This window comes from Shewanella oneidensis MR-1 (genome assembly GCF_000146165.2).
GTDB classification, from domain to species: Bacteria; Pseudomonadota; Gammaproteobacteria; order Enterobacterales; family Shewanellaceae; genus Shewanella; species Shewanella oneidensis.
This window is the reverse complement of sequence record NC_004347.2, coordinates 1,818,943-1,844,520: the sequence shown is the minus strand read 5'-3', so window position 1 is coordinate 1,844,520 and position 25,578 is coordinate 1,818,943. Positions and strand designations below refer to the sequence as shown.

The window sequence follows — 25,578 nt, the reverse complement described above, 5'->3', positions numbered from 1 at the left end:
GTTAAGCTGAAAACAGACATTGATGAGTACAATTGAGTGTACCTTTATTGTTAAGGTCAATTATTGAACACTCATGCGCTCGCCCTGATTACTCGGTTTGCTTTGCATGACTTCCAAACAACACAAACGCTGAAGGAGTTCACCTCCCCTCGGAGTTGCCGCAGGAGAAAGATAGGACAGGCATGAGTCTTTTGGGGTTAACTACAGATTTCGCGAGACACCCATTGTTAAATTTCTAAAAGTGGTTGTAAGCATTACTCGGTTTGCTTTGCATGACTTCCAAACAACACAAACGCTGAAGAAGTTCACCTCCCCTCGGAGTTGCCGCAGGGCGAATAGACAAATTGCGTGAATCTTGCCATGGATGGCAAGCTAGCTTTCGCAGGTGCAGGGACGCATCCTTCGGAAGCGATAGCAAATTTGTCAATGAGCACAAGGGGCTTTCAACTCCGTTAGGGGCGTCTTGGAGCATCCAAGGAGGATAGGACGAGCAGTCCTCCTTGGTCGGGTGTGGGGTGAAGCCCCACGACTTTGCTTTTAAATAGTTTAACGAAGTAAGATTCAGCAACAGTTTAACAAAACACCCATTATTAAATTCTTGGCATCTCCTAATTGTGAGTAACAGACTATCAGCCGTACCAAAGGCTTAATGGGATTGGGGTGTGGAGTGAAGCCCCATGACGTTGATTTAGTCTTTAAAAATTAACCATCAATCATCCCTAAATCACATAGGAACTAAGATGCTTTATATGCGAAAAATAATTCTACCACTGATAATCCTAAGCCTTGGTGCATTATCTGGTTTTACTCAAGCACAGGACAACAGTGCGTTATGGGGTAAAAAGTACGCAGAGGTAAAATCGAGTTTATTGGCTACCGGTTGGGTATTAGCCCCCGTTGCCGAAAATGAAACGCCGATGACAGAGGAATATCCTGAAATCACCTGTGGTAGCGGCGCGATGGCGATTTGCTCTGTTGGCTTTAGCCGAGAAAATAGCTTGCTTGCCTTAGTGGTTGAACGTATTGAACAAGAGCTGATTGTGACTGGTGAATACTAAAACGCAGTAAAACTCGGTCTAAGCACTGAATGTATACGAGGTTTCTATGTCATCTGTACCCCAATCAAAACAAGAGCTTGAATTGGCTATTCACTCAGTCTTTCCCAAATTGATGGCAGACTATCGTTCAATCCCAGCCCAAATGTCCCGCGTGTGCAGCATTGACGGAAACATCCAAGGTACACAAATTAGCGTCTGCGATACTGTTGCGTACCTTATTGGCTGGGGTAAATTAGTACTCAAATGGTACGAACTCACATCGCAAACCCTACCCGTTGATTTTCCTGATACGGGATATAAATGGAATCAACTGGAATTGCTAGCAGATCGGTTTCACCAAGAATATCACCAATGGCAATATTCTGATTTACTTAATGAATATGAACTGACCATGGCCAAACTGCTAACGCTGATTGCGAGCCTCAGTGTTCAGCAACTGTACGGCATCGCTTGGTACGATAAATGGACATTGGGCCGTATGATCCAGTTCAACACTTACTCCCCAATGAAAAACATGCGTACCAAAGTACGACGATTCAAAAAAGATAATGCATTAAAGTAAGCGATGATTTAATCACGGAGGTACTCATGCCAAGCAGCCACGATCACCTACAATTAGGCCCCAATCCCAACGATAAAGCACCGTTGAAAGGCTTTCCTCAGGTTGGCTTTGTTAAAAATTTTATTACCCGCAACAATATTATTGTCGGCGATTACACCTATTACGATGACCCAGCAGGGCCTGAGCGTTTCGAGTCGAATGTGCTATATCACTTTGACTTTGTTGGCGATAAGCTGATTATCGGTAAATTTTGTGCCATTGCAAAAAACGTGAAATTCATCATGAATGGCGCTAATCATTCAGTGTCAGGTTTTTCGACCTATCCTTTTTATATCTTCGGTAATGGCTGGGAGAAGGCAACACCTAAGCCCGAAGATTTGCCTTTTAAGGGCGACACCCGCATAGGCCATGATGTGTGGATAGGTTATAACGCCACCATTATGCCTGGGGTAAACATTGGCCATGGCGCGATTATCGCGAGCCAATCCGTCGTCACCAAAGATGTGCCGCCCTACGCTGTGGTGGGTGGAAATCCTGCCACTATTATTAAGCTAAGATTCGAGCAAACCGTGATAGATGAGCTCCTTGCTATCGCTTGGTGGGATTGGCCAATTGAGAAGATCACCGAACATCTACACGCCATTGTGAGCGCCGATCTTAGCCAATTAGCCCGCTTGGCTGATGGAATACACACGCAGCCCTAACCGCTGGAGTCAAAATACTGCGCCCAGCACTGTCCCAAAAACACGGTAAAGCGCAATTTTGTACAAAAGTGTCGAGGCGTTCTGGGTTACTATCTGGCAAAACAAGCATTAAACGCCTTGGTCTTGATAAACGAACTCGCCATTCATCCAGTCGATATAGGAGGCCTAATGAACACAGAACATGCGGCCTACCAGATTGCCAATGAATTAGGTGGCCTCGAGTTACTCAATGCCCACTACCATAAACAAAATTTTAGCCGCCATACCCACGAAGGCTACACAGTCGGCGTGATAGAAACGGGCGCCCAGCGTTTTTATCGCACTGGTGGTAACCATGTGGCGCCAAAACACAGCATTATTCTTGTCAATGCCGACGAAGTGCATAATGGTTGTAGCGCCACAGAGGATGGCTGGTCCTACCGAGCTATGTATCCAGTACCCGCGCAGTTTGCCAATATAAACAAAGAACTAGCATCAAATCGCGGGGCACCGTATTTCCCAAATCCCGTGGTGTACGATCCGCAGCTCGCCGAACTGCTGCGCCTCACCTTTACCACCTTAGATACATCGGATAATCGCTTACTGCGCGAAAGCTTAGTCTATTCAAGTCTTACGCAATTAATGGCGCGCCATGGCCGTAATTATCCCTGTGAGCACTTGGGGGCAAACGCTAAGCCTGCGTTAGCACTGGTAAAATCCTTTATCGACGATCACCCCGCGGCAGATATCTCCCTTGAAGATCTCGCCACACTGGCGGGATTAAGCCCCTATTATTTGCTGAAGCAATTTCAACATTATTACGGCTTACCACCCCATGCTTACCAAATTCAGGCCAGAGTGAGACTCGCCAAGGCAAAAATCAAACAAGGCACTCGGCTACTCGATGTCGCCCTCGATTGCGGTTTTCACGATCAAAGCCACTTAAATCGCCATTTTAAAAAGACCGTTGGCGTAACGCCGGGGCAATTTGCCAAAGAAATAGGCCGCAATTTTATCCAAGCTTAATCAAGTCCTTTACGTTAATCTGCCACTCACATTCTTGCAGACCGGCTCAATTAATTGAGCACACAAATCTGATTCACGCATTCAATTTGCACAGCGGCCCTCGCGTAGCCACTCTTTTTAGGCGCTAAAATGACAACCGAAAAACCTATTGAAGCTGATATTGCTCGCACACCGAACTCAAAAGCCAAGGCGTTTTTAAAAGGCACCTGGGCGATGATGCCACTCACCATCGCGGTTGTTCCTTGGGGGATCCTCGCGGGCTCCTTCGCCATTGAGGTGGGGTTGAGCCCACTAGAAAGCCAAGCCATGTCGGCGATTATCTTTGCAGGGGCGGCTCAGTTAGTGGCTCTTGGTATGGTGAAAGCCGGTATTGGTCTATGGAGTATCCTAATCACCACCCTACTCATCACCTCGCGCCATCTGTTATATGCAATGGCGATGCGCAGCCAAATTAGTCCATTGCCATTAGCATGGCGCCTGACATTGGGCTTTTTATTGACCGATGAACTCTTTGCCATCGCCAACCCAGGCAAGCTGCATAAATTCGATCCTTGGTACGCGCTCGGTGGCGGCCTGAGTTTTTATCTTGGTTGGAACCTCGCCACCCTAATTGGCATAGTGGCGGGCAATGCCATTGATAATTTAGGTGAATTAGGACTCGACTTTGCCATAGCCGCCACCTTTATAGCTCTAGTGGTGCCTACGGTGAAAAAACCTTCCATCCTGGTCTGTGTGATGGTGTCACTGACCTTGGCGGTAGTCTGTGCGGTATTAGATATTCAGGCTGGGCTATTAATTGCAGCCCTGTCGGGAATGACGGCAGGAGTGCTTTATGCCAAGGTCACACAGGAAAATAAACACGCAAAAAATACCGAAACGGTAACGACTCAACCAGAGGAAACACTATGATTTGGTTAATGATCTTCTCAATGGCGGCCGTTGTGTTTATCAGTCGGCATTTACTGCTCGAGCCTAAACTGCCGCTAAGGCTGAGTAAAAACACTCAGACCTTTTTGAGTTATTCGGCGCCCGCGGTACTCACGGCCATCTTTGCACCCATCGTGTTTGTACAAGAAGGCCAGCTCGATTTGAGTGTAGACAACAGCTATCTTATCTGCGCCGTGGTCGCGACCATACTTGCACTCGTCACCCGTAATACTTTGCTGACCACTGTGTTGAGTATGGGGCTGTTTTTCTGTATCCACTAGGGGGAGTAACTTGGACAATATGCTGTAAAATCAAAGCGACTCGTTTGAGTGGCTTTGATTTTATTGCCCTCGGTCATGCATATGATTTTCCATCAAACAAATATAATCCTCTAACTCTTGCCCCGGCGTTGGCTCAAAATGGCGGTTAAGCGTTAATAAACCCGTGATGCGATCAACACGAAAATTACGAAAATCGCTCCGCAGCTCACACCATGTAAGTAAGGTCCAAGTGCCACGCCAGAAATAGATCGCCAGCGGCCGTACTTCGCGCTCAGTCAGTGCTTTATTGGCATCTTGGTAAAAGAGCTTAACGTACTCACGACGCTGAGATGCATGACGCAGTGGATCAAGAAACTGAAACTCATTGGAATCTAAATAAAAATCCGGTGAAAACATTAACGATTGATAGGCTTGTAAGCGCTTAGGTAACACCGCCTCAACTTTTATCATCGCTTGGCGCGCCGCACTCCCAAGCTCCTTGCCGCCCCAGGTTTGTACCATGCGCATACCAACTTGAATCGCCTCCAATTCGGCTTCGTTAAACATCAGGGGCGGCACATTCACTTCATGGCGTAATAGATAGCCCACGCCCGCCTCACCTTCGATGGGAATGCCGCTTAAACACAAATCCTGCACATCACGGTACACGGTGCGCGTCGATACTTCTAACCGTTCGGCCAACTCTTGGGCAGTGGTTAAGCGTTTATGTTTAAGAATTTGCACTATTTGAAATAGGCGGTCAGCACGGCGCATGGACAGTAATTACACCTCAACATCGATTGGCGGTGAAAGAGTTAAGGGATCATAACCGCTAACGTTTATGATCCCAAACGATAGCGTATGTCCCTCTTGGTTAACTGCAGTTGTTATCAACTATTTGTTATCAAGTCAGACGATAAAACCCCAATATAAATCTCGACCTTATCAGCACTGCGATAGACTTCGAAGTCCGTTTGGTAGCAGCGCCGATGGGGACAATCTGACGCACTAAAATAACCCCAAACTTCACCCCAGAGATTAATCACACAGTGGGGCATTTCCCCTTGTGCGCTAAACTTTAGGTAATTTCCCTCGCATAATTGCAACGGAATAAAGGGCCCCGTCTCACTCGCTGAATCAACACATTTACCGACTAAAACGGAATAATCCCCTGTCATATCCGACTCATAGTCGTAATACACACCATACATAGGTGAATCGAGCATAGATGTCAGCTGCGAGGATTCAAAAAATGCCCGCCATAGCCCTGCAATCTTGCCGCCGTCGCTCGCCATTTCGGTGCGATTATTGGTACGCGTGCAAAGCCCTAACATAGGCTGAGCCGCCATAAAAACCAGTTCCATTGTCATATTAACCTTTAACACCCTAAGCCTGGCGTAAGCCGCAAAGCTTAGCAGCAATCATCTTGATAAGAGCCGCACCAAGGGCACGACTCCCTACTGACAAAATTATGCCTGTTGAGACCAAAGGCCGACTTTATTGCCTTCGCTATCCACAAACAGGGCGATATAACCGCAACCACCATCCTTGATAGGGGTGACGGGCAATAGCAAAGTGACCTTAGCCGCGACCAGTTTATCCACTAAAGGTTGCAATTGTGCGCTGAAATGCAGATATACCGTGCTGCCATCCATCGACGGTTTACTCATGCTGCACTTGACTAGGCCTATGCTTGGCGCACTTTCATCCTCTGTTTCAATCGTGGCGTATTGCATGTCTTCCATATCGTCACGCTTAAATTCAACCCCAAAATGTTGTTGATAAAAAGCAATGGCACGATCCATATCACTGACAGGAATTTCTCCCCAAACTAACGGTGCAATTGATAACATTTTCACTTTCTCCTTGTTGAAAAATGCCAGTGATTCATGATGTTATTAAGATGAATCATCAGCGGACAACAACAAGAATAAAACAAGGCTACTGACAGCATCATGTCAGTAGCCTTTGAGTGAAAGTGAATTTATTTACCGAAGGGGAATAGAGTTACTTAGGCAAACTCGCCTGATGGGCTGAGATAAACGCCTCCATCGCCTGAGTCGCTCTCGCTTGCGCCGTGGCTAAGGTATCTTGCGCTGTCATAGGCTCTACAACCTCGTAGTAACACTTGATTTTGGGCTCTGTGCCGGATGGCCGCACAATCACCCGCGCGCCATTGGATAAGCGATAAGTTAACACATCACTGGCAGGCAGATTGATGTTCTCTACTTTGCCATCGGCAAAGCGACGCGATAGCGCCTTGAGATCATCGGTCGACACCACGGCATGCTCACCAATTGTCAGTGGCGGATGTTCACGTAAATAGGCACCAATATTGGGCGTTTCAGGTTTTAAGGCGATGCTCGCCTGCGCATTGAGATGGAATCCCTGCTCGCGGTAAATCTGCTCAAGCCTATCCCAAATCGTTTGCCCTTTGGCCGCGAGTTCTGCCGTTAATTGGGCAAAAGCGACTAAAGCCGATAGACCGTCTTTATCCCACACCATGTTACCGACGGTGTAACCTAGGGCTTCTTCGTAGGCAAACAGGAATTGGTTATCTGGCTGACTTTGGGCAATCCCCACATTCATTAACCATTTAAAACCGGTGAGCGTGGTATAACTCTCCACACCAAAACCGTTAGCAATTTTAGATAACAAGCTGGAAGAAACAATGGTCGTACCTACGAGGCGTTGATCTGCACTTGCATGACTCAGGAGATAATGGCCAAAGAGTACGCCCACTTGGTCACCCGTTAGCATTTGATATTCGCCATCATCCTTGCGCACGGCAACAGCAAATCTATCGGCATCGGGGTCATTGGCACAAGCCAGCATAGCGCTATGCTTTTTCGCCTCGGCAATGACTAAATCCATCGCGCCCTTTTCTTCCGGATTGGGGAAATTCACCGTAGGGAAATCACCATCAGGCTCACGCTGCGCCGCCACCGAATACACTTGGGTAAAACCGGCATCCTTGAGCACGGTTTCGGCCATATCGGCGCCAACGCCGTGCATGGCAGTATAGGCAAGGCTGACTTTTTCAGGCGCGGTATGATTTTGCAGCACCTTGGCATGCATTACACCGCGGCGGTAGGTTTCATAATAATCATCATTAAGCCAAATTAGTTTGCCCTGCTTGATGGCGTCGTCCAGTTCCATAAACGGAATAGCTTGAGTCGCTGCCTGCTCAATCTTGGCAGCAATGCCTGAGTCATGGGGCGGAATAATCTGCGCGCCATTTTCCCAATACACTTTATAACCATTGTATTGAGGCGGATTATGGCTGGCGGTCACCACAATTCCTGCAGCAGCATTAAAATGTTTCACCCCAAATGCCACCAGCGGCGTTGGTGCGACTTTTGCGGTTAAGCGCACCTTAATCCCCATGGCGGTGAGTACGCTAGCGGTATCATGGGCAAAAGTGTATGAGTCATGGCGACCATCGTAACCAATCACAACACCGCGTTCGGCCACATCATGGATCTGTTCCAGTAGATAGGCGCCAAGTCCAGCCGAGGTTTGGCGGATCACCAGCCGATTCATGCCCATCGGGCCCGCGCCCACCACGCCGCGTAACCCAGCGGTGCCAAACTCTAAACGTCCCGCAAAACGCGCTGCGAGTTCGGCTTCATTACCGCTGTCGATAAGGGCTTGTAATTGGGCTTGAGTACTTGGATCGGGATCATTTTTAAGCCAATGCTGAATTTGTAATTGCAGATGAGTATTCATAGGTTGCCTCAGTGAAAATCATTTTCAATTACCTTAGGAAAATCCATGCATAAGAACAAGCGAATTTGCACTTCTCTCTGTGGGTTTGAGTGTAAAGAAGACGAATGTTGCAACTTAAAAGCGATGAAATAACTTAAATAATCGGTTTGTTAACTCTGTTAATTCTTGGGTAACAGCAAACCGTGGCTCGTCGAAATAGCTTGCCACCTCAAGCTAAAATGTGTCGAAACAGGCCACAGGTATGCAGTCTTAACGCAGAAGATTAATCGACACAACGTTAGAGAACAGATCCGTTTCGCAATCCTGCTCCAGTTGACGGCGCCATGGTTTATCACACACTCGCACCAGATAGTAAGTATCCCGCCCCGTGTCCGTCACAAATGCCATACCAAAACGCATCAACTCGTAGTGAATATCATGGACAAATACCAATGAAAAATTTTGGCGCCCAGTCAGCTGATTAATATCTTCTCGCGTTAAACTGACGCCCTTTTCCACACCTTCGAAGCGTTTCATTAACCAATGAGCAAATTCTTTCGCACTCACCATAGACATGATCGTTCTCCTCGTTATACAAACCTCGGCGTAAAGGCCTGGCTCGCTGTAATCTGTTAGATTGTTGGCAATCATGGAGTAACCTAATCTCCTGTATCTCAGAATGAGTCCAACTGTCGCCAACTTGGCAAGATAATGGCTTAAGCACTCATTTGATGATGCGAATAATTTATTGTTATTAGTACAAAGCTGAAAAAGCTCAGAACTATGGCTCGATTGAACGCAATATAGGTCTTTTAACGCCTCAAAAACACTGAGCCAAATTGTCTGTCTATACGAAAAATAGAACAGTTTACGCACTTTTACCAAACTCAACAGTGGGAAAAACTGACTGTGGCATCGGGAGATGTTCAATCATCACTACCCAATTTGAAGCAGCAGGTTTAATAAAAAACTGGCGCACTCTTAATAAAAAAACTGGCGCACTCTGGCGCCAGTTTTTAGGGTCGTGTTACAGCTTAAAGATATTGTCCCTCGCATCGCGGTCAATCAACTTCACAAAGGGATCGACACCCACATAACTGGGCTTTTCAGCTAAGGTAATGGTGAGTTTATTTTCACCGCTCACTAAGTGATGTTTCTCGAGCAACAAAATTTGCTTTTCGTCTTTGAGCTTATCGGGGTCGGCACTAAAGGCGCCTATGTCTATGGACATATCCAAAGGCTGCTCGGCTTCTTCACCTTTGCCTGTGGCTACCTTTCTGCTTGCATAAATCGTTAACTCAAGCTGCGTTTTACCATCTGGTAATGTTTTTGCGACTGCGTTGGTAAGGCGCAAATCATAGAGCGTGATGTCATTGAAAGACTCATCGATAAAGCGCGACTGAACCTCATCAGTTCCCTGCTTTAGATAACTCACTAAATCTAACGTAGTGGGGAAAGGATCATTACGATATTGATAGCGTGTCAAAAAGGCTTTGAGGTTTGCATTTAACTTGGCCTCCCCTAGCACATCCTTAATGGCCATCATCACTACAGAACCTTTTTGGTAATGAATGTACTGCTGATTTTCGCTACGCAGTAATGGCTGTTCTTTTATCGACTCAGCTGAGCGGCCACGTAAATAACGATCAAGTTCATATTTCAAGAACTTGCGGATCATTTTATCGCCATACTTATGCTCTAACACCATCAGCGCCGAATACTGTGACAGACTCTCAGAAATCACCGCACTGCCCTGCACATCCGCCGCTCCCACTTGATGTCCCCACCACTGGTGAGCCACTTCATGGGCCGTGACATAGTAAACAGGATCAATATTATCCTCGTTGCGCAAATCGGTTATAAAGCCGATACGCTCGGAGTAAGGCACAGTATTGGCGAAACTTTGCGCAAAACTTCGATATCCGGGAAACTCCATTATCCGCATCTGTTTATGTTGATATGGACCAAATGCGGCGGTGTAATAATCAATCGAGTCCTTAACTGATTCCACCATTCTGGTCACGTTCCAAGAATGATCGGCATGGTAATACACCTCAACGGCAACCCCATGATGTTCAATCTTTTCAACCTGATAACGGCCAGAGATAATGGCATAGAAATTCACCATTGGACTGTCCATCAAATAATGGAAGTATTGGCGATCATCTTGCTGCCACTGCTTTTGCAAATAGCCAGGCGCGAGGGCAATTTGATCCATGCTGGTTGAAATGGTGGCTTCAAATTGAATGAAATCGCCATCGACCCCAAAAAAGTTTTGCTGATAGAAACGGCTATCCTCAAGCTTATTGGCGCGATTTTTTTCTGCCAGTCCACGTTTTTGGCGCTCATGGCGATCCATCAGCTCATAACCGTCTTGATAACCAAACAGCGGCAGCAGCTCAAAATTATTGATAAAAGTGCCATTTTCTACCACGGATAAATCAAAACCTGACTCAGCAACCCCGGTAGACTCACGCACTAATTCAATATTACCCACCACCAACTGTCCCGGCTGCACTGGCGTTGAAAACGTCAGCCACGCATTGCGATAGCGGCGATCAAACTCGCCAAGGTGAGTATTCGGAATATTGATTTTTACCGTTTCAGCCTGAGTATGCTCGGGGAACTGCACTAGCATCTTTTCAATTGGCTTATCCGACTTGTTTTGCCATTCAAACATCACCTTAGCGGCTATTTTTCGCTGCTCAGGGAAAATATCGACATTAGCATTAACCCGAGTGGTCACTAAAATAGGCATGCCTTGATATTGTTTGAACGTCTTTTCGTAATCAGCTTGTAAATCAGTGGTTTCTTCTTGAGTAAGGTAATGATTGACCACCTTGGTCTGATAAAACAAATAACTCCCAGAGCCCACAAAGATCACCAGAGCTGCTGCTATAATCACCTTGCCATTGTGGCCAAGTTGATAACCTAATAATCCTAACCGGGTTTTAAGACTTTGCTGCGGCCCACGGTGGTACAATCCATAGCCTAAGACAAACAACATGACGCTAAAGGCGCCCCAATAAATCATATACAAACTATGGCTGAGTAAGCCCCAACCATAACCGTTCATATCTGAGTAACTGACGCTGGGTGATTGACCAAAGTTATACAAACTATGGCCAAAACCCCAATTTGCCATCACAAAGGTGGTCAGGTAATAGGCGACAAACAGTCCCATGCCTGCGTATTTATTTGGGCTAAGTACCTGAAGGAAAAACGCTAGTACTGAGGTCATCAGCAAAGGCAGCAGGTAATAAAATCCAAGGCGGATCAGATATTGGGATATTTCTAAATTGCTTTGCCCTTTAATCAGCTGAAACACTATGGTAGTGCCCATCGCGAGCATATAGAGTAAGGTCATCACAATCAGCACGGCGACTAATTTTGACGCCCAAAAACTCAAGTTAGACACAGGTACGCTATCAACGATATCGCCCATGCCTGAGCTACGCTCCCGCCATACAATTTCGGCGCTGTAATAAATCAGCACGATAACCATTAATAATCCAGTGGCACCGGCAATGTTATCCACCATATCCTGAGTTAAAGGCCAGTTGGAGGTACCGTACCACCCAAAGTCATCAAACATAGGGCCGACTAAATTGAAAACCGTTAACGCGCCTAGCACCACAAATGGCGCGGTCAATAGCACTTGGCGAACCTCAAACTTCACCCGAGTCCAAAATTGCAATCTACCATTAGGCAGGGTTGCCATCGCGAGTGCAGTGAGAGGAACTAAATCAGGGATTTTTTCGACTTTTGAAGACTTTTTATCACGCTTTTTCGTTAGGGTCGGTTGACTGAAAATCCCCGACATCGCAAGTAATACGCCAGCAATCACTAACCAAAGTGCGCGGTTTTGTAACACAAGCCCTGACAATTCGAGTAACTGATGATTCTTTTCGCTGATCGTCCAATAGCGGGTCACTTCGGCAAAGGTGCGCAGTGCAAAAGGATCAAGCAAGGCCGCAATGGTGCGATATTGCGGCTGGCTCGCCATTTCGCCAGTCAGCGTGTACAGCACCAACATGGCCACCGCGGTTAAATACAAGGCCATCAACGAGCGAAAACGGCTTGCCATTGCATAAAATAGGCATGAAATCAGCAGTAAACTTGGGACAGACAACTGTAAATACGGGATCACATAGTGACTCAAGGCAAAGGGCCCAAAGCGACTCGCATCGACCCAAGGCATAAATGAGCCCAACATCAAACCAATTGGCACAAAGGCAAATACGGCCAACACCACCATAAAACTGCCTAAAAAGCGGCCGAATTGATAGGCGAATGGAGACAAAGGTTTACTGTAGACAAGCTCCTCCATCAAATGCTGATGGTTACGAATCGCAGTGCTGCCGACAAAATTCACGACAGCAAACATAGAGATAAGCCCCATGATCAGCAAGGTTTGGCTAATGCTAAAAGGGCTGTTTTTCATCACTTCACCACCGCTACCAATTTGAATATTATTGGAGGCTACGGATAAAAAACTCATTAAAAACAATAAAAAAGAAACAACGTAAAAGGATGGCTGACGCAAATAATAACGCCACTCAAATCTCAACATAGATAACAGCATAGGGTTTGCTCCTTAAGCTGCCTGATGGCGATGGCTATGCAAGGTTGAGAAATACAAATCCTCAAGCCCTGCGGCGGCGGGAGTAAAACCTTCTGGGCACGTCTCGGCCATCACATTCAGAACGGTTCGCCCTGCGAGTAATCGTTTAGAAATGACAGGTAAGGTATTTTCAAGTTGTTGAGCTTCAGCTTGATCAACCGTTTTAGTCCAAATTTTTTCGGTTAACTCGCTCACTAATTGTTGTGGATTACCCTGTAATAAAATTTTCCCCGAGGCTAACACCGCCATATTTGCGCACAGCTCAGACACATCTTCCACAATATGAGTCGAGAGGATCACCACTTTTTCCTCACCTAGGCTCACCAACAGGTTATGGAAGCGATTGCGCTCTTCAGGATCGAGCCCTGCGGTTGGCTCATCAACAATCAATAATTTAGGATCGCCAAGTAACGCCTGGGCAATCCCAAAACGTTGCCTCATCCCCCCAGAAAAGCCACTTACCGCCTTACTCTTATGTTGATACAAGTTAGTATGCGCCAGTAAACCCTCCACGATTTCTTTACGTTGTTTGCTCTGATTAATGCCTTTTAGCACCGCAAGATGATCTAACAAGTCGTAGGCACTGATCCGCGGATAAACATTAAAGTCCTGCGGTAAATAACCTAAGGTTTTGCGTAACGACTGCGGATCAGCTAACACATCAATCCCGTCGAAAACGATGCTGCCACTATCAGCACTTTGCAGTGCAGCAATCGTACGCATGAGAGAGGATTTACCCGCCCCATTAGGGCCAAGCAGCCCAAACATACCCTTAGAAATGGTTAAGTTAACCCCATCAAGCGCCCTAACGCCGTTATCGTAGGTTTTGGTTAAATCAGTAATTGTTAGCATGCTTCCCTCTTGCTTTTGTGTTCAAAATAGCACCACGTTATCATAAATATTTAACCAGTACAGTAGTTACTAATATATTCATACACTTACCGAATAGACGCCCAAAAAATGCAAATAGAAATCCTAAATTGCACACAAGAAAAAGGGCTCAACATGAGCCCTTCTACATTGAAATCATTGACAATAATTAACGAATTTTTATCCCTATAACTAGGGCGTGTTGACGTTTCAGGGTTATTTTTGCAGCAATTTGGCTGGCTTTTATGCAAGGCAAAGTCCGTGCAGTGTAGTTATTCTACATAAACGGACGATAACGCGGCAGAAAAGTCAGCCAAATGCTGCCCGAAGGGTTCGTCTGGCAAGCCCTTGCTCTTACTTTCTGTCATAAGAGCAGCTCGTCATTTGAGTAGAATAACTACACATCATTCCTCGTTTCGCGAACACGTGCTTGCCAGAACGAACAAAATCTAATCTCGAAACGTCAACACGCCCTAAGGTTAAATACAATTCGTTACATAAATTGCCCGTTAACGGGATGGTAGTGTGCCATCGAAAACACGCACTTTAATATTCTTCTGCAGATTTTGCTGATCCTGTTGCCATTCTTGCCATTGGGTTAGGCTAATACTGAGTTGCAGCGAGAAATCAGTCGAGATCCACTGTTGTTGGCCTTGAGTATATTTAGGTAAGGGCACGATATTTTGGGGACCCGTGAAGGATTCAGAACACTGGAAGGACTTAAAATACACTTGGTCAATCGCAAGATCGAGTTTGCTGGGTGTTGTCAAACATTGGCCACTACCAGGCTCTTGATACGACGCAAACTGGTACATAATTGCTGGGGTGTTGTTGGTACTATCGGGCACTGAAGCCGTTTGATGGCAAGATAAGCAGCTACTCAAGGCATTATCAGCGGGACCATTTAAGCGTCCATTGCAGCCTAAATGCCCTGCATTGGTTTTCTCATTTAAACGTGTAACCACCTCTTGAAATACAGCGCTATCTTTAAGGCCTGATACAGAGTTTTGTGGAAATGCTGCCGCGCCCACAGTGACGGGCGGCGTATCATTGCCCCACATAAGCCCAAGCGGTGAAATGCGGTTCCAAGGATTTTTTTCCTTAGCTTTAAACTGTCCATCGGCCACAAAGGTGCCATAGGCCCAACCAACGGGTGAACGGCTGTCACGCACTGCTATATCAAACTGTAATAGGTAAACATCGGCGACAGAACGCGGGCATTGCTCGGTTTCTTGTTGAAAACTACAGGCGCTACTATCGGCATTTTTACACTCACAATACTCACTTGCACTGATATTCGCGCGCCATACCGGCACATTTTCTAAGAAGGGGTAATTATTAGGTGTTGCGGTGGTAAACAACAATTTGCCAATCACACTGCCTTCGTTAAAGGCAAAATTGGTTTGAGGCATCACAGGAGAGTCCGCACCAGTCCATACCTTAGCAAGGCTGTTGGCCGCTTGTGGATTATAAAATCCCACAGCCCACATGGTGGTTTTAATCTCCCCTTGCCCTTTAATTGTCATCGTTACCGGCGCTTCACGGGTCAATCCATGAATAAACTCTCGACCACTCAAAGGATCATAAGTCTGATATGGAATATGATACCAAGAACGTACTTTATTGTTGCATAGGTCCCAGTCGGTATTGACGTCCCCGCTGTCGATATTCCCTTCTTGGATATACGCCATCACCGCCCAGAGATAATTCCACGCTTGGGTATTCTTATCTTTTTCAGAGAGATTTTTATCAAATGGATTGAACTTAAGCCATGGCATTTGTTTGTCGGCTTTAGCACTCGAGTAAGCATCACTTAACCGAAAAATAGGTCCCTGCCATCCGGGATAGGCTTGATTAATGATAACTTGATTATCCCACATACCCGTTTTGCTAAAGGCTGGGTCTTGAAAATAGCTAGGATAGGTTCCGGTACAGGTAGTGCTAGCGGGAGATTTGTGTTGATTAACTTGAGGTTGTGCAGCTTGAGCAGTAAATCCCAAAAACGCACATAAAAATAAGCTCGCGATTGGCAATTTCATAGTTTCATCCTTGAAAGTATTCGTCATTTTCAGTTTCTGCATCTTTATGATGCAAATTAAGCATAGACTAATTTTTGACTTTACAAGTGACTGCCTTACTTACCAGCAAAAAGGCCATTGAATATAAGTTCAATGGCCTTAATGAGTAATACTATTGCGCCGTTATTTCTGTTCGCGTGTCTTCCACAATGAGAATAAAACACCCGCAAGCAGTAGACCAAAGGTGACGCCTAGGGATAACGCTGTTGGGATCTTAAAGTCCACAATGCCTTCGTGATTAAAGTACACCAGCCCCACTTTAACACCGATAAACACCAACACGACCGACAGCGCGTACTTGAGGTACTCGAAACGATGCACCATAGCAGCGAGAGCAAAGTACAATGCCCGCAAACCTAAAATAGCAAAGATATTAGAGGTATAGACGATAAAAGGATCTTGGGTAATCGCAAAAATCGCTGGAATACTGTCAACCGCAAACACCAGATCCGCAGTTTCTACTAAGATCAACGCCAAAAACAAGGGCGTTGCCCACCAGCCTTTACTGAGTTGATGATCCTCACCCCTTACCCAAAACTTCTCTTGATGCAGGCTTGGAGTAAAGCGCATTTTAGAACGTAACCATTTGTAAAACTTATTATCTTGAATATCACCATGCTCATCGTTCGAAAAGAGCATCTTAATACCAGTGAAAATCAAGAACAGACCAAACAACACCAACACGCCTTGGTATTGCGCCACCAGCGCCGCGCCTAAGCCAATCATAATGGCGCGTAGCACGATAACGCCCATAATGCCCCAAAACAGCACTCGGTGTTGATACAAACGTGGAATACCTAAGCTGCTGAAAATCAAGGCGATAACAAAAACGTTATCCATTGACAGCGACTTTTCGATAAGGTAACCCGTGAGGTATTCCATCCCCGCGGTTGATCCCTTGTACCACCATAACCAAGCGCCAAATAATAGCCCCATACAAATATAAAAGGCCGATAACTTGAGGCTCTCTGCGACAGTAATTTCATGCTGCTCTTTGTGTAGCACGCCTAAATCAAAGGCCAACAACGCCAACACAAATCCAAAAAACATTAACCAAACCCACATCGGGTAGCCCACAAAGAGTGTGGTAAAAAACTCCATATTGATCCTTAAAAACCTAAAATACCGAACTATTTCGGCCTATTTACTAACCAGCATTTTAATACTTAATCGACTCTAAAACAGGTAAATGAAATAAAAAATCTAAAATATCAGATTAAAATTCGTTTACGTTTATCTATCCGAACGACCAAAAATACGCGTTTCTGCGCATATCCTAACTCAAAAATAGCGAGCCAAAAGCTGCCCAAAACATCGAAGAATTTCAGGACAGTGTGTAACACTTGAGTATTAAGCGAAAATTAAATGATGATTGAATACTTAGAAATACTAAGCAGAAATAATGGGGACCCATTAAGGATGAAAAACTTAAATCATTAAAACGGCTAAGCTGCTATTAGAGAAGCGTTATTCACGCCCTCGGATACGACGCACAGCTAACACCACAAGATGCAGTAATAACAAGCCACTAAAAGCGGCGCAGAAAAATAATAGTGCGATGGCGTTCACTTCCCGCGGCGTTGCACCATAGAGAAACCACCATAAAGGCCAACCAATAAGTGACAGCAGCGTCAACTGCCACATACAGCGTTTACAGCGGCCTATCTTTTGCCTAAAAATCGACGTTTTGCAATCATCACACGCCATTAAGTTGCCAGCTCTCATCCAATATTTGCGACATAAGATACCATGCTTCAAAGGGGAATAGATGAGCCAAAATTCATTAAACAGGCAATGCCGTTATAGCGATGCCTTAAGGCGTTTCATCCCCTCTTCTATCGACACTAAGGCGCTATAGCCAAAATCTTGCTTTGCCGCACTGATATCAAAGTAGTGACTGCAGGAAAGTTGTTTTGCCACAAAGCGGGTCATTATCGGCTCTTCTTGCTTATTCAGCAGACGATATGCCGTTTCTAACACTGCGCCTACTGCATAGGCCAGCATCTGTGGAACCCTTTGTGTAACAGGTGGCAACCCATCACAGGCCAATATCATGTTCAACATCTTGGCCATAGTCACAGGCTCATCGTTACTGATGAAATAGGCTTTGCCTTGGCACTTGGGTGTTGCTTGGCAAAGCTCAAGGGCGGCAAGGACATGGGCATAGGCGGCATTATCGATATAAATGGTATCGACCAATTTATCCTCGCGCCCCACCAGCTTCAGCTTACCTAAACGGCCGCGTGCTAACACCCGTGGCACGAGGTGAGGATCATTAGGTCCCCAGATTAAATGCGGACGCAGGGCAACAGTCTTGAGGACATAAGCCGCATTTGTTGAAGATGATTGATTCGCATCGAGCATCATCTTCTCAGCAATGGCCTTGGAATGGGCGTAGTAATTTAAAAAGCGGCTGGCGTAGGGTGTTGACTCATTAATCCCCGATTCATCCTCGCCCGCAAAGGTGACACTCGGGGTACTGGTATAAACTAGCTTATTGATTTTTAGTGCTTTACAAGCAGCAATCACATTGGCAGCGCCCTTCACATTAGGACAAAAATAGCTGTCCCTATCACCCCACACCCCCGCTTTTGAGGCCACATGGAATACGATATCGCAGCCCTGCATGGCCTGTTTAACTTGCTCAGGATTGACTAAATCCCCCTGCACCATAGTCACGCCAAGGGCTTCAAGCTCAAGATAGCGACCTCGAGCAAATCCAGTCACCTTAATGCCTGCGGCAATTAAGCGCTGGCAAATAGCCTTACCTAAAAATCCTCCCGCTCCCGTCACAAAGGCATGGCTGACCTTAGCGGCCAAGGCATCCAGCGCGGTTTGCTCACGCGCATCAAGACTCAGTTTGATACATGCTTGGTCACCGCCCACTTGCTTTAAGCGTGTTGGCTGTAACGGCACATGTTCTAAGTCCGCAGGGGTGAGAGAAATGGAAGAATTATCGGTCATCTTGCTATTCCGAGACACTCAGTGTCGTTTACAGTATTAAGTTCAGCGCTTGAATGCAATGGGATAATGTTTCATCCCTATATCACTAAAAAGCCGCAGAAAATCTAGACGAGTAAGGTTAAAATCCCCTTAAATGAACATCAACCTTTGGTTTGCGATTGCGCCCAAACGGCTAATTTTTCTCTAAATATTTTGGCATTGTGCCGCACATCCACCGGGAAGTCGGGATGAATAAGAAAACGCCTGATCCCCTGAGTTTGGCTATACTGCTCAGCTATCACCATAAGTTCTTGATAAAGCTGCGCACTTTTATTGCATACCAAAGATTGATCAAGCTCGATGCAGATGAGTGGTTTAATCTCACCCACGCCATGTTGCCCTTTTACCGTCACGCCCACTAACGCCGAACGCTTCACATTGGGATGGGTATTAAAAATACGCTCACAGGGAATAGAGTAATAACGTTTAGCAAACTGCCCACCTTGAGTGGCATCGACTCGATGGGCTTTACGGCCACACATCCACAGGCGACCGCTGTCATCAAGATATCCAAGGTCGCCCATTCTGTGTCTAAAGGTTTGCCGTTCACTGTCCCAAATTTTCGACGCGGCAGTCGCCTTTTCGCGGTGATAATAGGATTGGCTCACCATTTGGCCTGTCACCACTATCTCGCCAATTTCACCAGCGTTAAGGCACAGTCGATTATCCCACTCAGGTATATCCGCTTCAGTGATGGCAATAATCTCAATCTTCACCCCATCTATCGCGCGACCAACACAAATACCACCGCCATTATCGGTAACCTGAGTAGTCGTAAATAACTCATCACTGGCGATCATGCTGATGGGTAAGGATTCGGTAGCGCCGTAGGAATTGAGTACAGGCACGCCGTCACTGAGCATCTTGCTAAAGCGTGCAATGGAGGCAATAGTGGCAGGCGCACCCGCGGAGATCACTCGCTTAACACTGCTGAGTTTATGCTGGTTTTTCGAATCAGTTTGCTCACCGGCGCGGCCTAGACGCTCCAGCAATGCTGGATTAACAAAGATATTGCTGCATTGGTATTTCTCAATGGCGGCAAATAAAAATTCAGGATTGGCCGTAATCGGTTTGCTGGCATCCATCTCTGGCACAATCGATGTCATACCGAGCGCTGGGCCAAAGAGAGAAAATAGTGGAAATGTCGCTAAATCACGCTCGCCATGTGCAATCCCATAATCCTGTTTTAGCGCCTGAATTTGCGCCTCAAACATGCCATGGCTATAGACAACGCCCTTTGGCGTCCCCGTGCTGCCACTGGTAAAGAGAATCGCCGCCATCTCGTCATGCTCTAGCAGCGCCATCGGGTACTCGACCTGTTCCGGCAACTTAGCTGAAGATGACTTCGTTGTAAACGAGAGCATCGACGCTAAACTTGGCGCGCCCGTGAGTAAACGCGATAGCGTGTCTGTAACGCCGCTTTGATTAGCATCCACATTGATAAGACGCTTCACACTAGCCTTGCCCCAGCCTAATAAGCGTCTGGCGATATGGGCTTTAGGGATACCGATAAATGCATCGGGCGCGGCTTCAATAAAACATTGCTTAAGGTTTTTAATCCCCATGCCAGGGTCAACCAACACAGGGATAATCCCCGCTTTAAACAGCGCAAAGGTTAACGCAAAAAAATCCAAACTCGGGGTGACCATCAGCACCGCCTTCATCCCCCGCGTGAGACCATAGGCATTGAGGGCGAAAGCGATAGCATCACTTTGTTTATTGAGGCTGATAAAGTCGAGTTCTTGGTAAGTCAGGTTGGCAAAGGATTTTCCCTTGCCCTGTTGCACCGCAACGGCGAGATGATGGGGAATATGATGGGCGGCAAGCTTCAAGTGCCGACAGATATTGGCATCTTTCGGCTTGGTTGGATTATCGCGACCATTATTCTGCTCGACTGCCACAGCACTTGCACCATGCTCGAACAGCGCATCATCCACCTTGGTCATTAACGCTCTGCCTGTGGCGCTTGAGAAGCTGACTCAAATTCTGTTATCGAGTCAGCGGGGTTGACTTGAGTTGCCAGCGTCTCTGTCTCAGTCATAAAGTGCTTGATATGGGTAATCACCTCATCGCTCGCATCTTCGAGGATATAGTGACCACAATCGGCAAATTCATGCACCTGTGCATGGGGCATATGTTCACGCCATTTCACTAAAAAGTGCTTATCGAACACAAAGTCCTGTAATCCCCAACAAATCAGTGTCGGCACCTTGGCAAACTTTGGCAGACTGGCGGCGATATCCGACACCAGTTGATAGTTTCTGTCACCCGGTTTTAGCGGAATATCTTGCACAAAACGCAGGGTAGAAATCCGATTTGCCCATGAGTTAAACGGCGCAACATAGGCTTCGCGGATGTACTTTGACATCGGCTGACGCTTTACCCCTACGTAGGATGCAATCGATGAAAACGCATTAAAACCACGCACTAATACGGTGCCAAGCAAAGTATTGCGGCAAATCCACAGCGCCAGCGGTAAAGGCTTAGTGTCGGGTAAATGGAAGGCGCCGGTATTTAAAATCACCAGACGTTTAATTCGCTCAGGATAACGCGCCGCATAACCCATACCTATCATTCCACCCCAGTCATGTACAACTAAGGTAATGTTTTCTTTTACATTTAGGCTGTCGAGCAGGGCTTCTAAATCGTCAATGCGATTCTTGAGAGTGTAATCGTAGCCGCTGTCATCTGGCTTATCCGACAGGCCACAACCAATATGATCGGGCACAATACATTGGTGAGTATCCTTAAGGGCGCTGACGAGATTACGGTAATAAAAGCTCCAACTTGGATTACCGTGCACCATGACCACAGGTTCACCTTGGCCTTCATTGATGTAATGCAGCTTGTTGCCATTACGGCTGAGAAAATGACGTTTAAACGGCAACAGAGTGTCTAACATGACGCTTCCTATCTTTTGTTCTAATTATTTTTGTATTGGTAGAAGGTTGTGGCTAATTTGCCTTTACCTATGCTCATCGCTAAACCAATAAGCATAAAAATGCCTTAGCGCACCTTCGTTAAAGCATCGGCTAAGGCAGATAACAACCCTTGAAAACTACCACTTAATACCCAGCATCATGCAGTTCAAACCACTGCCGATACCTAAAAAGCTCACCTGATCGCCTGGGCGTAAAAAGCCTTGATCGTGTGCCATGGCCGCAGTGACGGGTAAAGAGACTGTGCCCATATTGCCAAGCAGTTGATATGTTGGAAATTCTTTTTCAGGTGGAATATTTAACGCACTCAATACTTGCTTACGGTTTGAGGCCCCGACCTGATGGCAGATCACTTTATCAACCTGCTCAACCAGCCAATTACGCTGGGCGAGGAAATGCTCCCAAGTATGCTTAGCCAGCTCGACCCCTTCTTTCAGTAAGGTCACCGCGTCGGTACGCATAAACTCACGGTAAATATTGTGCCCTACTTCCTGCAGACCCCACTGACACAGTTGATGGTGCTGCGGCGCAGATAAATGAGAAGCCCCAAGTAGCTGGTGTTTACGCACATTGGTCAGCGGTAAGCTGCCATCGGTGAGGATCACCGCCACCGCACCCGAACCGCCAGTTAAGGTCGCCAGCGACTGGGCAAAATTCTGCATGGTCGGATCGGCGAGCATGTTATCAATGGTCACATCGACAATATCCCGCGCCGATTCGCAGGACACCACCATGCCCGCTTTAATTTGACCAAGCTCAATACGATTGGCTATGTCTAAAATCCCTGACAACACCCCAAGGCATGCATTGCTGATATCGTAAATTGCCGTATCTTTAGAGACACCCAGTGCTGCTGCAATACGACAGGCGGTAGCCGGTTCATGTTGGTCACGGCACACGCCGGTATAGACAACCGCGCCCAGCTCAGCCACATCAATTCCCGTTTCTGCAATGGCCTTATGCGCTGCGTTAATCGCTCCATCGGATAATTGATGCCCTTTCGGCCACCAACGGCGTTCAGTGATACCCGTCAACGCCGCAAGTTGCCCCATGGGAATGCGAAATTTTTGATATAGAGGCGCGAGGCGAGATTCTAGCTCACTACTGGAAACCACCACAGGTGCCAGTTCATAGGCAAGGCTATTAATAAATACGCGGGAATATTTCATGAAACTGTTTTATTCGCTCACTAGGATCACTGATCTTTTAGGTCAGTTTTGAGTTGTTATTCGTCATTAAGGCGACATTTGAACAAGAAAAGCCCGATGATTCAATAAAAAACCACCTTTCACCTGAGACTTGTCTTACAGCACCTCAATAAGCTCACAGAGATCATGCCACTTGGCCGTTAATTCAAAATGAACTAATAAAGAAATACTTTATAAAAAACAGTTAGGTACAAGGTTAACTAACCGTTCATTTCTTGCTCGCTCAATTTTTGCGCCAAAATCAGCGCATTTCTCGGCGTGACACTGTTTGCACAAAATTCCCTCAGAGTCACCCGATAGCCACTTTCCTGTAGAAAGCAGCAACGATCAAGAATTAACCATAGCTCCAGCACTCGACGGAATAAATGCGCGGCTAAATCGATGCGCCGCGTTAACCTTTGTCGCTGCTTACCGATTTCAAGCCACGCATCAAAATCGATGTTGGCGGCTAAATTTACCGTTTTTTGCGCCGCCGCCCACTGACAAAAGTCGGCAAAACTGCCGCTCAGTTGACTCTGTTTTAGCGCGGGTAGCGGCAAATAGGCATCGATACCGCGACAATGCCGCTGCAGCGCATCAAATCCGAGCCGCCAAGCGATTTCCTGATGACGCAGCGCCAGCTGCTTGGGATTGGCTATCACACTTTGCTGCAATGGCAATTGCAAGTCATGGCGAGTTAACTTCAAGCCACTGTTTTGAGCAAGCGTCGATAAACCTTGATATTGATGTGCCTGGATTAAGTGATAACAACAGGGTGAAATCGCTACTGCCTGCGTGCCCGCCTGTGCGGCCAGTTGCAATAAACGCACATGTAAATCACCACAGGCATGCAGCGCTACCGCCTGTTGCTGGGCGCGAAAAGGGTTGGCATGATTGACGGTATCTGCGCTGGCATTATTGGTGATAACAAAGGCATCGGCGCAGATAAAGCGCTGTGATAACTGCCATTTATCGGCAAAGGCTTGGCCTTCTTCACAGAGCGCCGTCTGCCACTCAAGGCTCAGCACATCCACACCACGGGCTTTGGCTATTAAGCGGCCTAAATGGCCTTTGCCCGCACACCACTCCAGCACCGGTAATCCCTCATCGGGTAAATGCTGCACAAAGGCGGTAATTTGTTCCCACTTACGGCCTTTAATATGAGCGCTAAAGTGAGCCAGCTCGGCAAACTCAATATGAGGTGAAGTGGCGGTATCAGTTGCACTGTCTGCGGCGGTTTCAATATGGCCAGAGTCAATATTGTAAGAGTCAATATGGTCAGAGCCAATATCGTCAGAGTCAATATCAGCGCGAATGTCAGAGCCCATCGAGAGCTCAGCAAAGGACGATGTGAGTAAAGCCAGATCCCACTCGAGTCCTAACGCGGTAAGATCCTGCTTGAGTGCGGGCACTAATGCATCAACTAAAGCCGATTGCTCGGCATCCAAGGCATCGAGCACGGCATCATCGAGCGCCCAAAGGGTTGTCGCTAAGGTCGGAAATTGCGCCTGCCAAGGCAGTGTTTTCGCCTCAAAGGCGCGCACTTGCCACAGGGCTAGGCCCTGCTCAAGTAATTTATCTAATTGGATAAATTGCGCTGCCAGTCTATCTAGATTGTGATCGTTAATTTGATTCACGCTGATTTTTACCACTCACCTTTGCTAACACGCCCTAGGAATCGATTCACTTTGAGAACCGCTCAAGCTGAACACACCATGGCCTTGAGCCTAAACGATTAAGGCTTTGCTAATATCAGTCTAATATCACTGCCAAAATGGTGCTTAAAGCTGCTACTATCGGTGCAATTTGTGCCTTGACCCGAGTGCCCATTAAGCTGATAACTCACCTTAACCATTGAGCGCCATATTAAAAACACGGTTTTAGAGGATGACTATGCGTTCCCCCTGTGTTGCCCGCTGCGGCTTAAATGATGAAGATTATTGCATGGGCTGTTTTCGCCATATTGATGAAATCGTCGCTTGGCGCGATACCAGTGATGCCGAGCAAGCCGCCATCATCGAGCAACTCGCGGCGCGCAAAGCCCATTTCGACGGCGATGACAATAAACAGATCCTCAGCCGCGCCAAATGGCTCGAAGCCGAGGCGCGTTTAGCGCAAAAAGCCTGACAATGTCAGGCCTTTAACGTTTATTGCTATTTTTTCATCATCGCTTTTAAATCCGCAAAGGGATTGTAGGTCGCTGCCGCTTGTTTGGTTTCAGTAGTGTTGCCATAGCGGATCAGCTCTTCAAATCGTGAATGCTCATTATCATGGCAGTAAAGGCACAATAACTCCCAATTGGAGCCATCGGACGGGTTGTTATCGTGGTTATGATCTCTATGGTGAACGGTCAGCTCACTTAAGTTTTTTGGGGTAAATTCGCGGGTACAACGGCCACAAATCCAAGGATACAATTTAAGCGCCTGCTCGCGGTAGCCACCCTCACGTTTAGCGCGGTATTCGCGCTCTTGGGCTAAGACTTGATCTAACTTACTCTGACCTTGATTTGCTGACATGCTCACACCTAACTGATTGCCCCTACAAAATTGCCCCAAGGATAATCCGACTTATCGCTTGGGGCAATATTCTTCCCGTCAAAAGCGTTTAGGCGACGTGCCCTTGGTCAGCATTAGACAGATACAAATAGTGTAGA

At 46.7% G+C, this 25,578-nt stretch carries 23 protein-coding genes; 7 read left to right on the top strand and 16 right to left on the bottom strand.

Features of this window, described 5'->3' with window-relative positions; genetic code table 11:
* The first annotated feature begins 740 nt into the window (after window positions 1–740).
* The 6 genes from SO_RS08090 (at window position 741) to SO_RS08065 (ending at window position 4,537) form a co-directional block, all read left to right on the top strand.
* Entirely contained in the window at window positions 741–1,058 is a 318-nt protein-coding gene (locus SO_RS08090; protein WP_011071893.1) for a hypothetical protein, read from the top strand.
* A 46-nt stretch (window positions 1,059–1,104) separates the two neighbouring features.
* A complete protein-coding gene (locus SO_RS08085; protein ID WP_011071892.1) occupies window positions 1,105–1,620 on the top strand; it encodes a ClbS/DfsB family four-helix bundle protein in 516 nt (171 codons plus the stop codon).
* 26 nt (window positions 1,621–1,646) lie between these two features.
* The gene (locus SO_RS08080) at window positions 1,647–2,324 is read left to right on the top strand and encodes a Vat family streptogramin A O-acetyltransferase (protein WP_011071891.1); all 678 of its coding nucleotides are present in this window, start codon (window positions 1,647–1,649) and stop codon (window positions 2,322–2,324) included.
* A gap of 168 nt (window positions 2,325–2,492) precedes the next feature.
* Window positions 2,493–3,329 (top strand): AraC family transcriptional regulator, encoded by an 837-nt coding sequence (locus tag SO_RS08075; protein WP_011071890.1) that lies wholly within the window; start codon window positions 2,493–2,495, stop codon window positions 3,327–3,329.
* A 129-nt stretch (window positions 3,330–3,458) separates the two neighbouring features.
* Entirely contained in the window at window positions 3,459–4,238 is a 780-nt protein-coding gene (locus SO_RS08070; RefSeq protein ID WP_011071889.1) for an AzlC family ABC transporter permease, read from the top strand.
* Complete coding sequence (locus tag SO_RS08065; protein ID WP_011071888.1) at window positions 4,235–4,537, top strand: AzlD domain-containing protein; 303 nt, start codon at window positions 4,235–4,237, stop codon at window positions 4,535–4,537. The genes SO_RS08070 and SO_RS08065 overlap by 4 nt, the downstream gene beginning before the upstream one ends.
* 60 nt (window positions 4,538–4,597) lie before the next feature.
* Here the strand turns inward: SO_RS08065 and SO_RS08060 are convergent, their stop codons facing one another.
* The 15 genes from SO_RS08060 to SO_RS07990 all read right to left on the bottom strand — a co-directional run bounded on the left by SO_RS08060 (window position 4,598) and on the right by SO_RS07990 (window position 24,562).
* On the bottom strand, window positions 4,598–5,290 hold the full coding sequence (locus SO_RS08060) for a helix-turn-helix transcriptional regulator (protein ID WP_011071887.1): 693 nt from the start codon (window positions 5,288–5,290) through the stop codon (window positions 4,598–4,600).
* 116 nt (window positions 5,291–5,406) lie between these two features.
* Window positions 5,407–5,880 carry a GyrI-like domain-containing protein gene (locus SO_RS08055; RefSeq protein WP_164925670.1) on the bottom strand — a complete coding sequence of 158 codons (474 nt, stop codon included), beginning with the start codon at window positions 5,878–5,880 and terminating at the stop codon, window positions 5,407–5,409.
* A gap of 105 nt (window positions 5,881–5,985) precedes the next feature.
* Complete coding sequence (locus SO_RS08050; RefSeq protein WP_011071885.1) at window positions 5,986–6,369, bottom strand: VOC family protein; 384 nt, start codon at window positions 6,367–6,369, stop codon at window positions 5,986–5,988.
* Window positions 6,370–6,523: 154 nt separating this feature from the next.
* A complete protein-coding gene (locus tag SO_RS08045) occupies window positions 6,524–8,245 on the bottom strand; it encodes a phospho-sugar mutase (protein WP_011071884.1) in 1,722 nt (573 codons plus the stop codon).
* Between the two features lie 249 nt (window positions 8,246–8,494).
* Window positions 8,495–8,800 carry a hypothetical protein gene (locus SO_RS08040; RefSeq protein WP_011071883.1) on the bottom strand — a complete coding sequence of 102 codons (306 nt, stop codon included), beginning with the start codon at window positions 8,798–8,800 and terminating at the stop codon, window positions 8,495–8,497.
* A gap of 451 nt (window positions 8,801–9,251) precedes the next feature.
* Window positions 9,252–12,809: an ABC transporter permease/M1 family aminopeptidase gene (locus SO_RS08035; RefSeq protein ID WP_011071882.1), complete on the bottom strand. Its 3,558-nt coding sequence runs from the start codon at window positions 12,807–12,809 to the stop codon at window positions 9,252–9,254.
* A gap of 12 nt (window positions 12,810–12,821) precedes the next feature.
* Entirely contained in the window at window positions 12,822–13,700 is an 879-nt protein-coding gene (locus SO_RS08030) for an ABC transporter ATP-binding protein (protein WP_011071881.1), read from the bottom strand.
* 527 nt (window positions 13,701–14,227) lie between these two features.
* Complete coding sequence (locus tag SO_RS08025) at window positions 14,228–15,757, bottom strand: hypothetical protein (protein WP_011071880.1); 1,530 nt, start codon at window positions 15,755–15,757, stop codon at window positions 14,228–14,230.
* Between the two features lie 162 nt (window positions 15,758–15,919).
* Window positions 15,920–16,897, bottom strand: coding sequence for a TerC family protein (locus SO_RS08020; protein WP_011071879.1), 978 nt, complete (start codon window positions 16,895–16,897; stop codon window positions 15,920–15,922).
* Window positions 16,898–17,263: 366 nt separating this feature from the next.
* Complete coding sequence (locus SO_RS08015) at window positions 17,264–17,503, bottom strand: DUF3624 domain-containing protein (protein ID WP_011071878.1); 240 nt, start codon at window positions 17,501–17,503, stop codon at window positions 17,264–17,266.
* A 93-nt stretch (window positions 17,504–17,596) separates the two neighbouring features.
* The gene (gene oleD, locus SO_RS08010; RefSeq protein ID WP_011071877.1) at window positions 17,597–18,760 is read right to left on the bottom strand and encodes a 2-alkyl-3-oxoalkanoate reductase; all 1,164 of its coding nucleotides are present in this window, start codon (window positions 18,758–18,760) and stop codon (window positions 17,597–17,599) included.
* A 140-nt stretch (window positions 18,761–18,900) separates the two neighbouring features.
* Window positions 18,901–20,745 carry an olefin beta-lactone synthetase gene (oleC, locus tag SO_RS08005; protein ID WP_011071876.1) on the bottom strand — a complete coding sequence of 615 codons (1,845 nt, stop codon included), beginning with the start codon at window positions 20,743–20,745 and terminating at the stop codon, window positions 18,901–18,903.
* Window positions 20,745–21,701, bottom strand: a complete 957-nt coding sequence (locus SO_RS08000; RefSeq protein ID WP_011071875.1) for an alpha/beta fold hydrolase — start codon at window positions 21,699–21,701, stop codon at window positions 20,745–20,747. Before SO_RS08000 ends, oleC begins: the two co-directional genes overlap by 1 nt.
* Window positions 21,702–21,857: 156 nt before the next feature.
* The gene (locus tag SO_RS07995; RefSeq protein ID WP_011071874.1) at window positions 21,858–22,907 is read right to left on the bottom strand and encodes a 3-oxoacyl-ACP synthase III; all 1,050 of its coding nucleotides are present in this window, start codon (window positions 22,905–22,907) and stop codon (window positions 21,858–21,860) included.
* Window positions 22,908–23,146: 239 nt separating this feature from the next.
* The gene (locus SO_RS07990) at window positions 23,147–24,562 is read right to left on the bottom strand and encodes a methyltransferase (protein ID WP_011071873.1); all 1,416 of its coding nucleotides are present in this window, start codon (window positions 24,560–24,562) and stop codon (window positions 23,147–23,149) included.
* Window positions 24,563–24,818: 256 nt separating this feature from the next.
* On the opposite strand from SO_RS07990, the gene SO_RS07985 reads away from it, so the two are divergent.
* On the top strand, window positions 24,819–25,052 hold the full coding sequence (locus tag SO_RS07985) for a DUF1289 domain-containing protein (protein WP_011071872.1): 234 nt from the start codon (window positions 24,819–24,821) through the stop codon (window positions 25,050–25,052).
* Window positions 25,053–25,078: 26 nt separating this feature from the next.
* On the opposite strand, the gene SO_RS07980 is transcribed toward SO_RS07985, so the two are convergent.
* Window positions 25,079–25,441, bottom strand: a complete 363-nt coding sequence (locus SO_RS07980; protein WP_011071871.1) for a YajD family HNH nuclease — start codon at window positions 25,439–25,441, stop codon at window positions 25,079–25,081.
* Window positions 25,442–25,578: the final 137 nt, after the last annotated feature.

Excerpts from the sequence above, each read along its gene's own strand:
- SO_RS08090 (WP_011071893.1), top strand. The coding sequence starts at position 741 with ATGCTTTATATGCGAAAAATAATTCTACCACTGATAATCCTAAGCCTT.
- SO_RS08085 (WP_011071892.1), top strand. The coding sequence starts at position 1,105 with ATGTCATCTGTACCCCAATCAAAACAAGAGCTTGAATTGGCTATTCAC.
- SO_RS08080 (WP_011071891.1), top strand. The coding sequence starts at position 1,647 with ATGCCAAGCAGCCACGATCACCTACAATTAGGCCCCAATCCCAACGAT.
- SO_RS08075 (WP_011071890.1), top strand. The coding sequence starts at position 2,493 with ATGAACACAGAACATGCGGCCTACCAGATTGCCAATGAATTAGGTGGC.
- SO_RS08070 (WP_011071889.1), top strand. The coding sequence starts at position 3,459 with ATGACAACCGAAAAACCTATTGAAGCTGATATTGCTCGCACACCGAAC.
- SO_RS08065 (WP_011071888.1), top strand. The coding sequence starts at position 4,235 with ATGATTTGGTTAATGATCTTCTCAATGGCGGCCGTTGTGTTTATCAGT.
- SO_RS08060 (WP_011071887.1), bottom strand. The coding sequence starts at position 5,290 with ATGCGCCGTGCTGACCGCCTATTTCAAATAGTGCAAATTCTTAAACAT.
- SO_RS08055 (WP_164925670.1), bottom strand. The coding sequence starts at position 5,880 with ATGGAACTGGTTTTTATGGCGGCTCAGCCTATGTTAGGGCTTTGCACG.
- SO_RS08050 (WP_011071885.1), bottom strand. The coding sequence starts at position 6,369 with ATGTTATCAATTGCACCGTTAGTTTGGGGAGAAATTCCTGTCAGTGAT.
- SO_RS08045 (WP_011071884.1), bottom strand. The coding sequence starts at position 8,245 with ATGAATACTCATCTGCAATTACAAATTCAGCATTGGCTTAAAAATGAT.
- SO_RS08040 (WP_011071883.1), bottom strand. The coding sequence starts at position 8,800 with ATGTCTATGGTGAGTGCGAAAGAATTTGCTCATTGGTTAATGAAACGC.
- SO_RS08035 (WP_011071882.1), bottom strand. The coding sequence starts at position 12,809 with ATGCTGTTATCTATGTTGAGATTTGAGTGGCGTTATTATTTGCGTCAG.
- SO_RS08030 (WP_011071881.1), bottom strand. The coding sequence starts at position 13,700 with ATGCTAACAATTACTGATTTAACCAAAACCTACGATAACGGCGTTAGG.
- SO_RS08025 (WP_011071880.1), bottom strand. The coding sequence starts at position 15,757 with ATGAAATTGCCAATCGCGAGCTTATTTTTATGTGCGTTTTTGGGATTT.
- SO_RS08020 (WP_011071879.1), bottom strand. The coding sequence starts at position 16,897 with ATGGAGTTTTTTACCACACTCTTTGTGGGCTACCCGATGTGGGTTTGG.
- SO_RS08015 (WP_011071878.1), bottom strand. The coding sequence starts at position 17,503 with ATGGCGTGTGATGATTGCAAAACGTCGATTTTTAGGCAAAAGATAGGC.
- oleD (WP_011071877.1), bottom strand. The coding sequence starts at position 18,760 with ATGACCGATAATTCTTCCATTTCTCTCACCCCTGCGGACTTAGAACAT.
- oleC (WP_011071876.1), bottom strand. The coding sequence starts at position 20,745 with ATGACCAAGGTGGATGATGCGCTGTTCGAGCATGGTGCAAGTGCTGTG.
- SO_RS08000 (WP_011071875.1), bottom strand. The coding sequence starts at position 21,701 with ATGTTAGACACTCTGTTGCCGTTTAAACGTCATTTTCTCAGCCGTAAT.
- SO_RS07995 (WP_011071874.1), bottom strand. The coding sequence starts at position 22,907 with ATGAAATATTCCCGCGTATTTATTAATAGCCTTGCCTATGAACTGGCA.
- SO_RS07985 (WP_011071872.1), top strand. The coding sequence starts at position 24,819 with ATGCGTTCCCCCTGTGTTGCCCGCTGCGGCTTAAATGATGAAGATTAT.
- SO_RS07980 (WP_011071871.1), bottom strand. The coding sequence starts at position 25,441 with ATGTCAGCAAATCAAGGTCAGAGTAAGTTAGATCAAGTCTTAGCCCAA.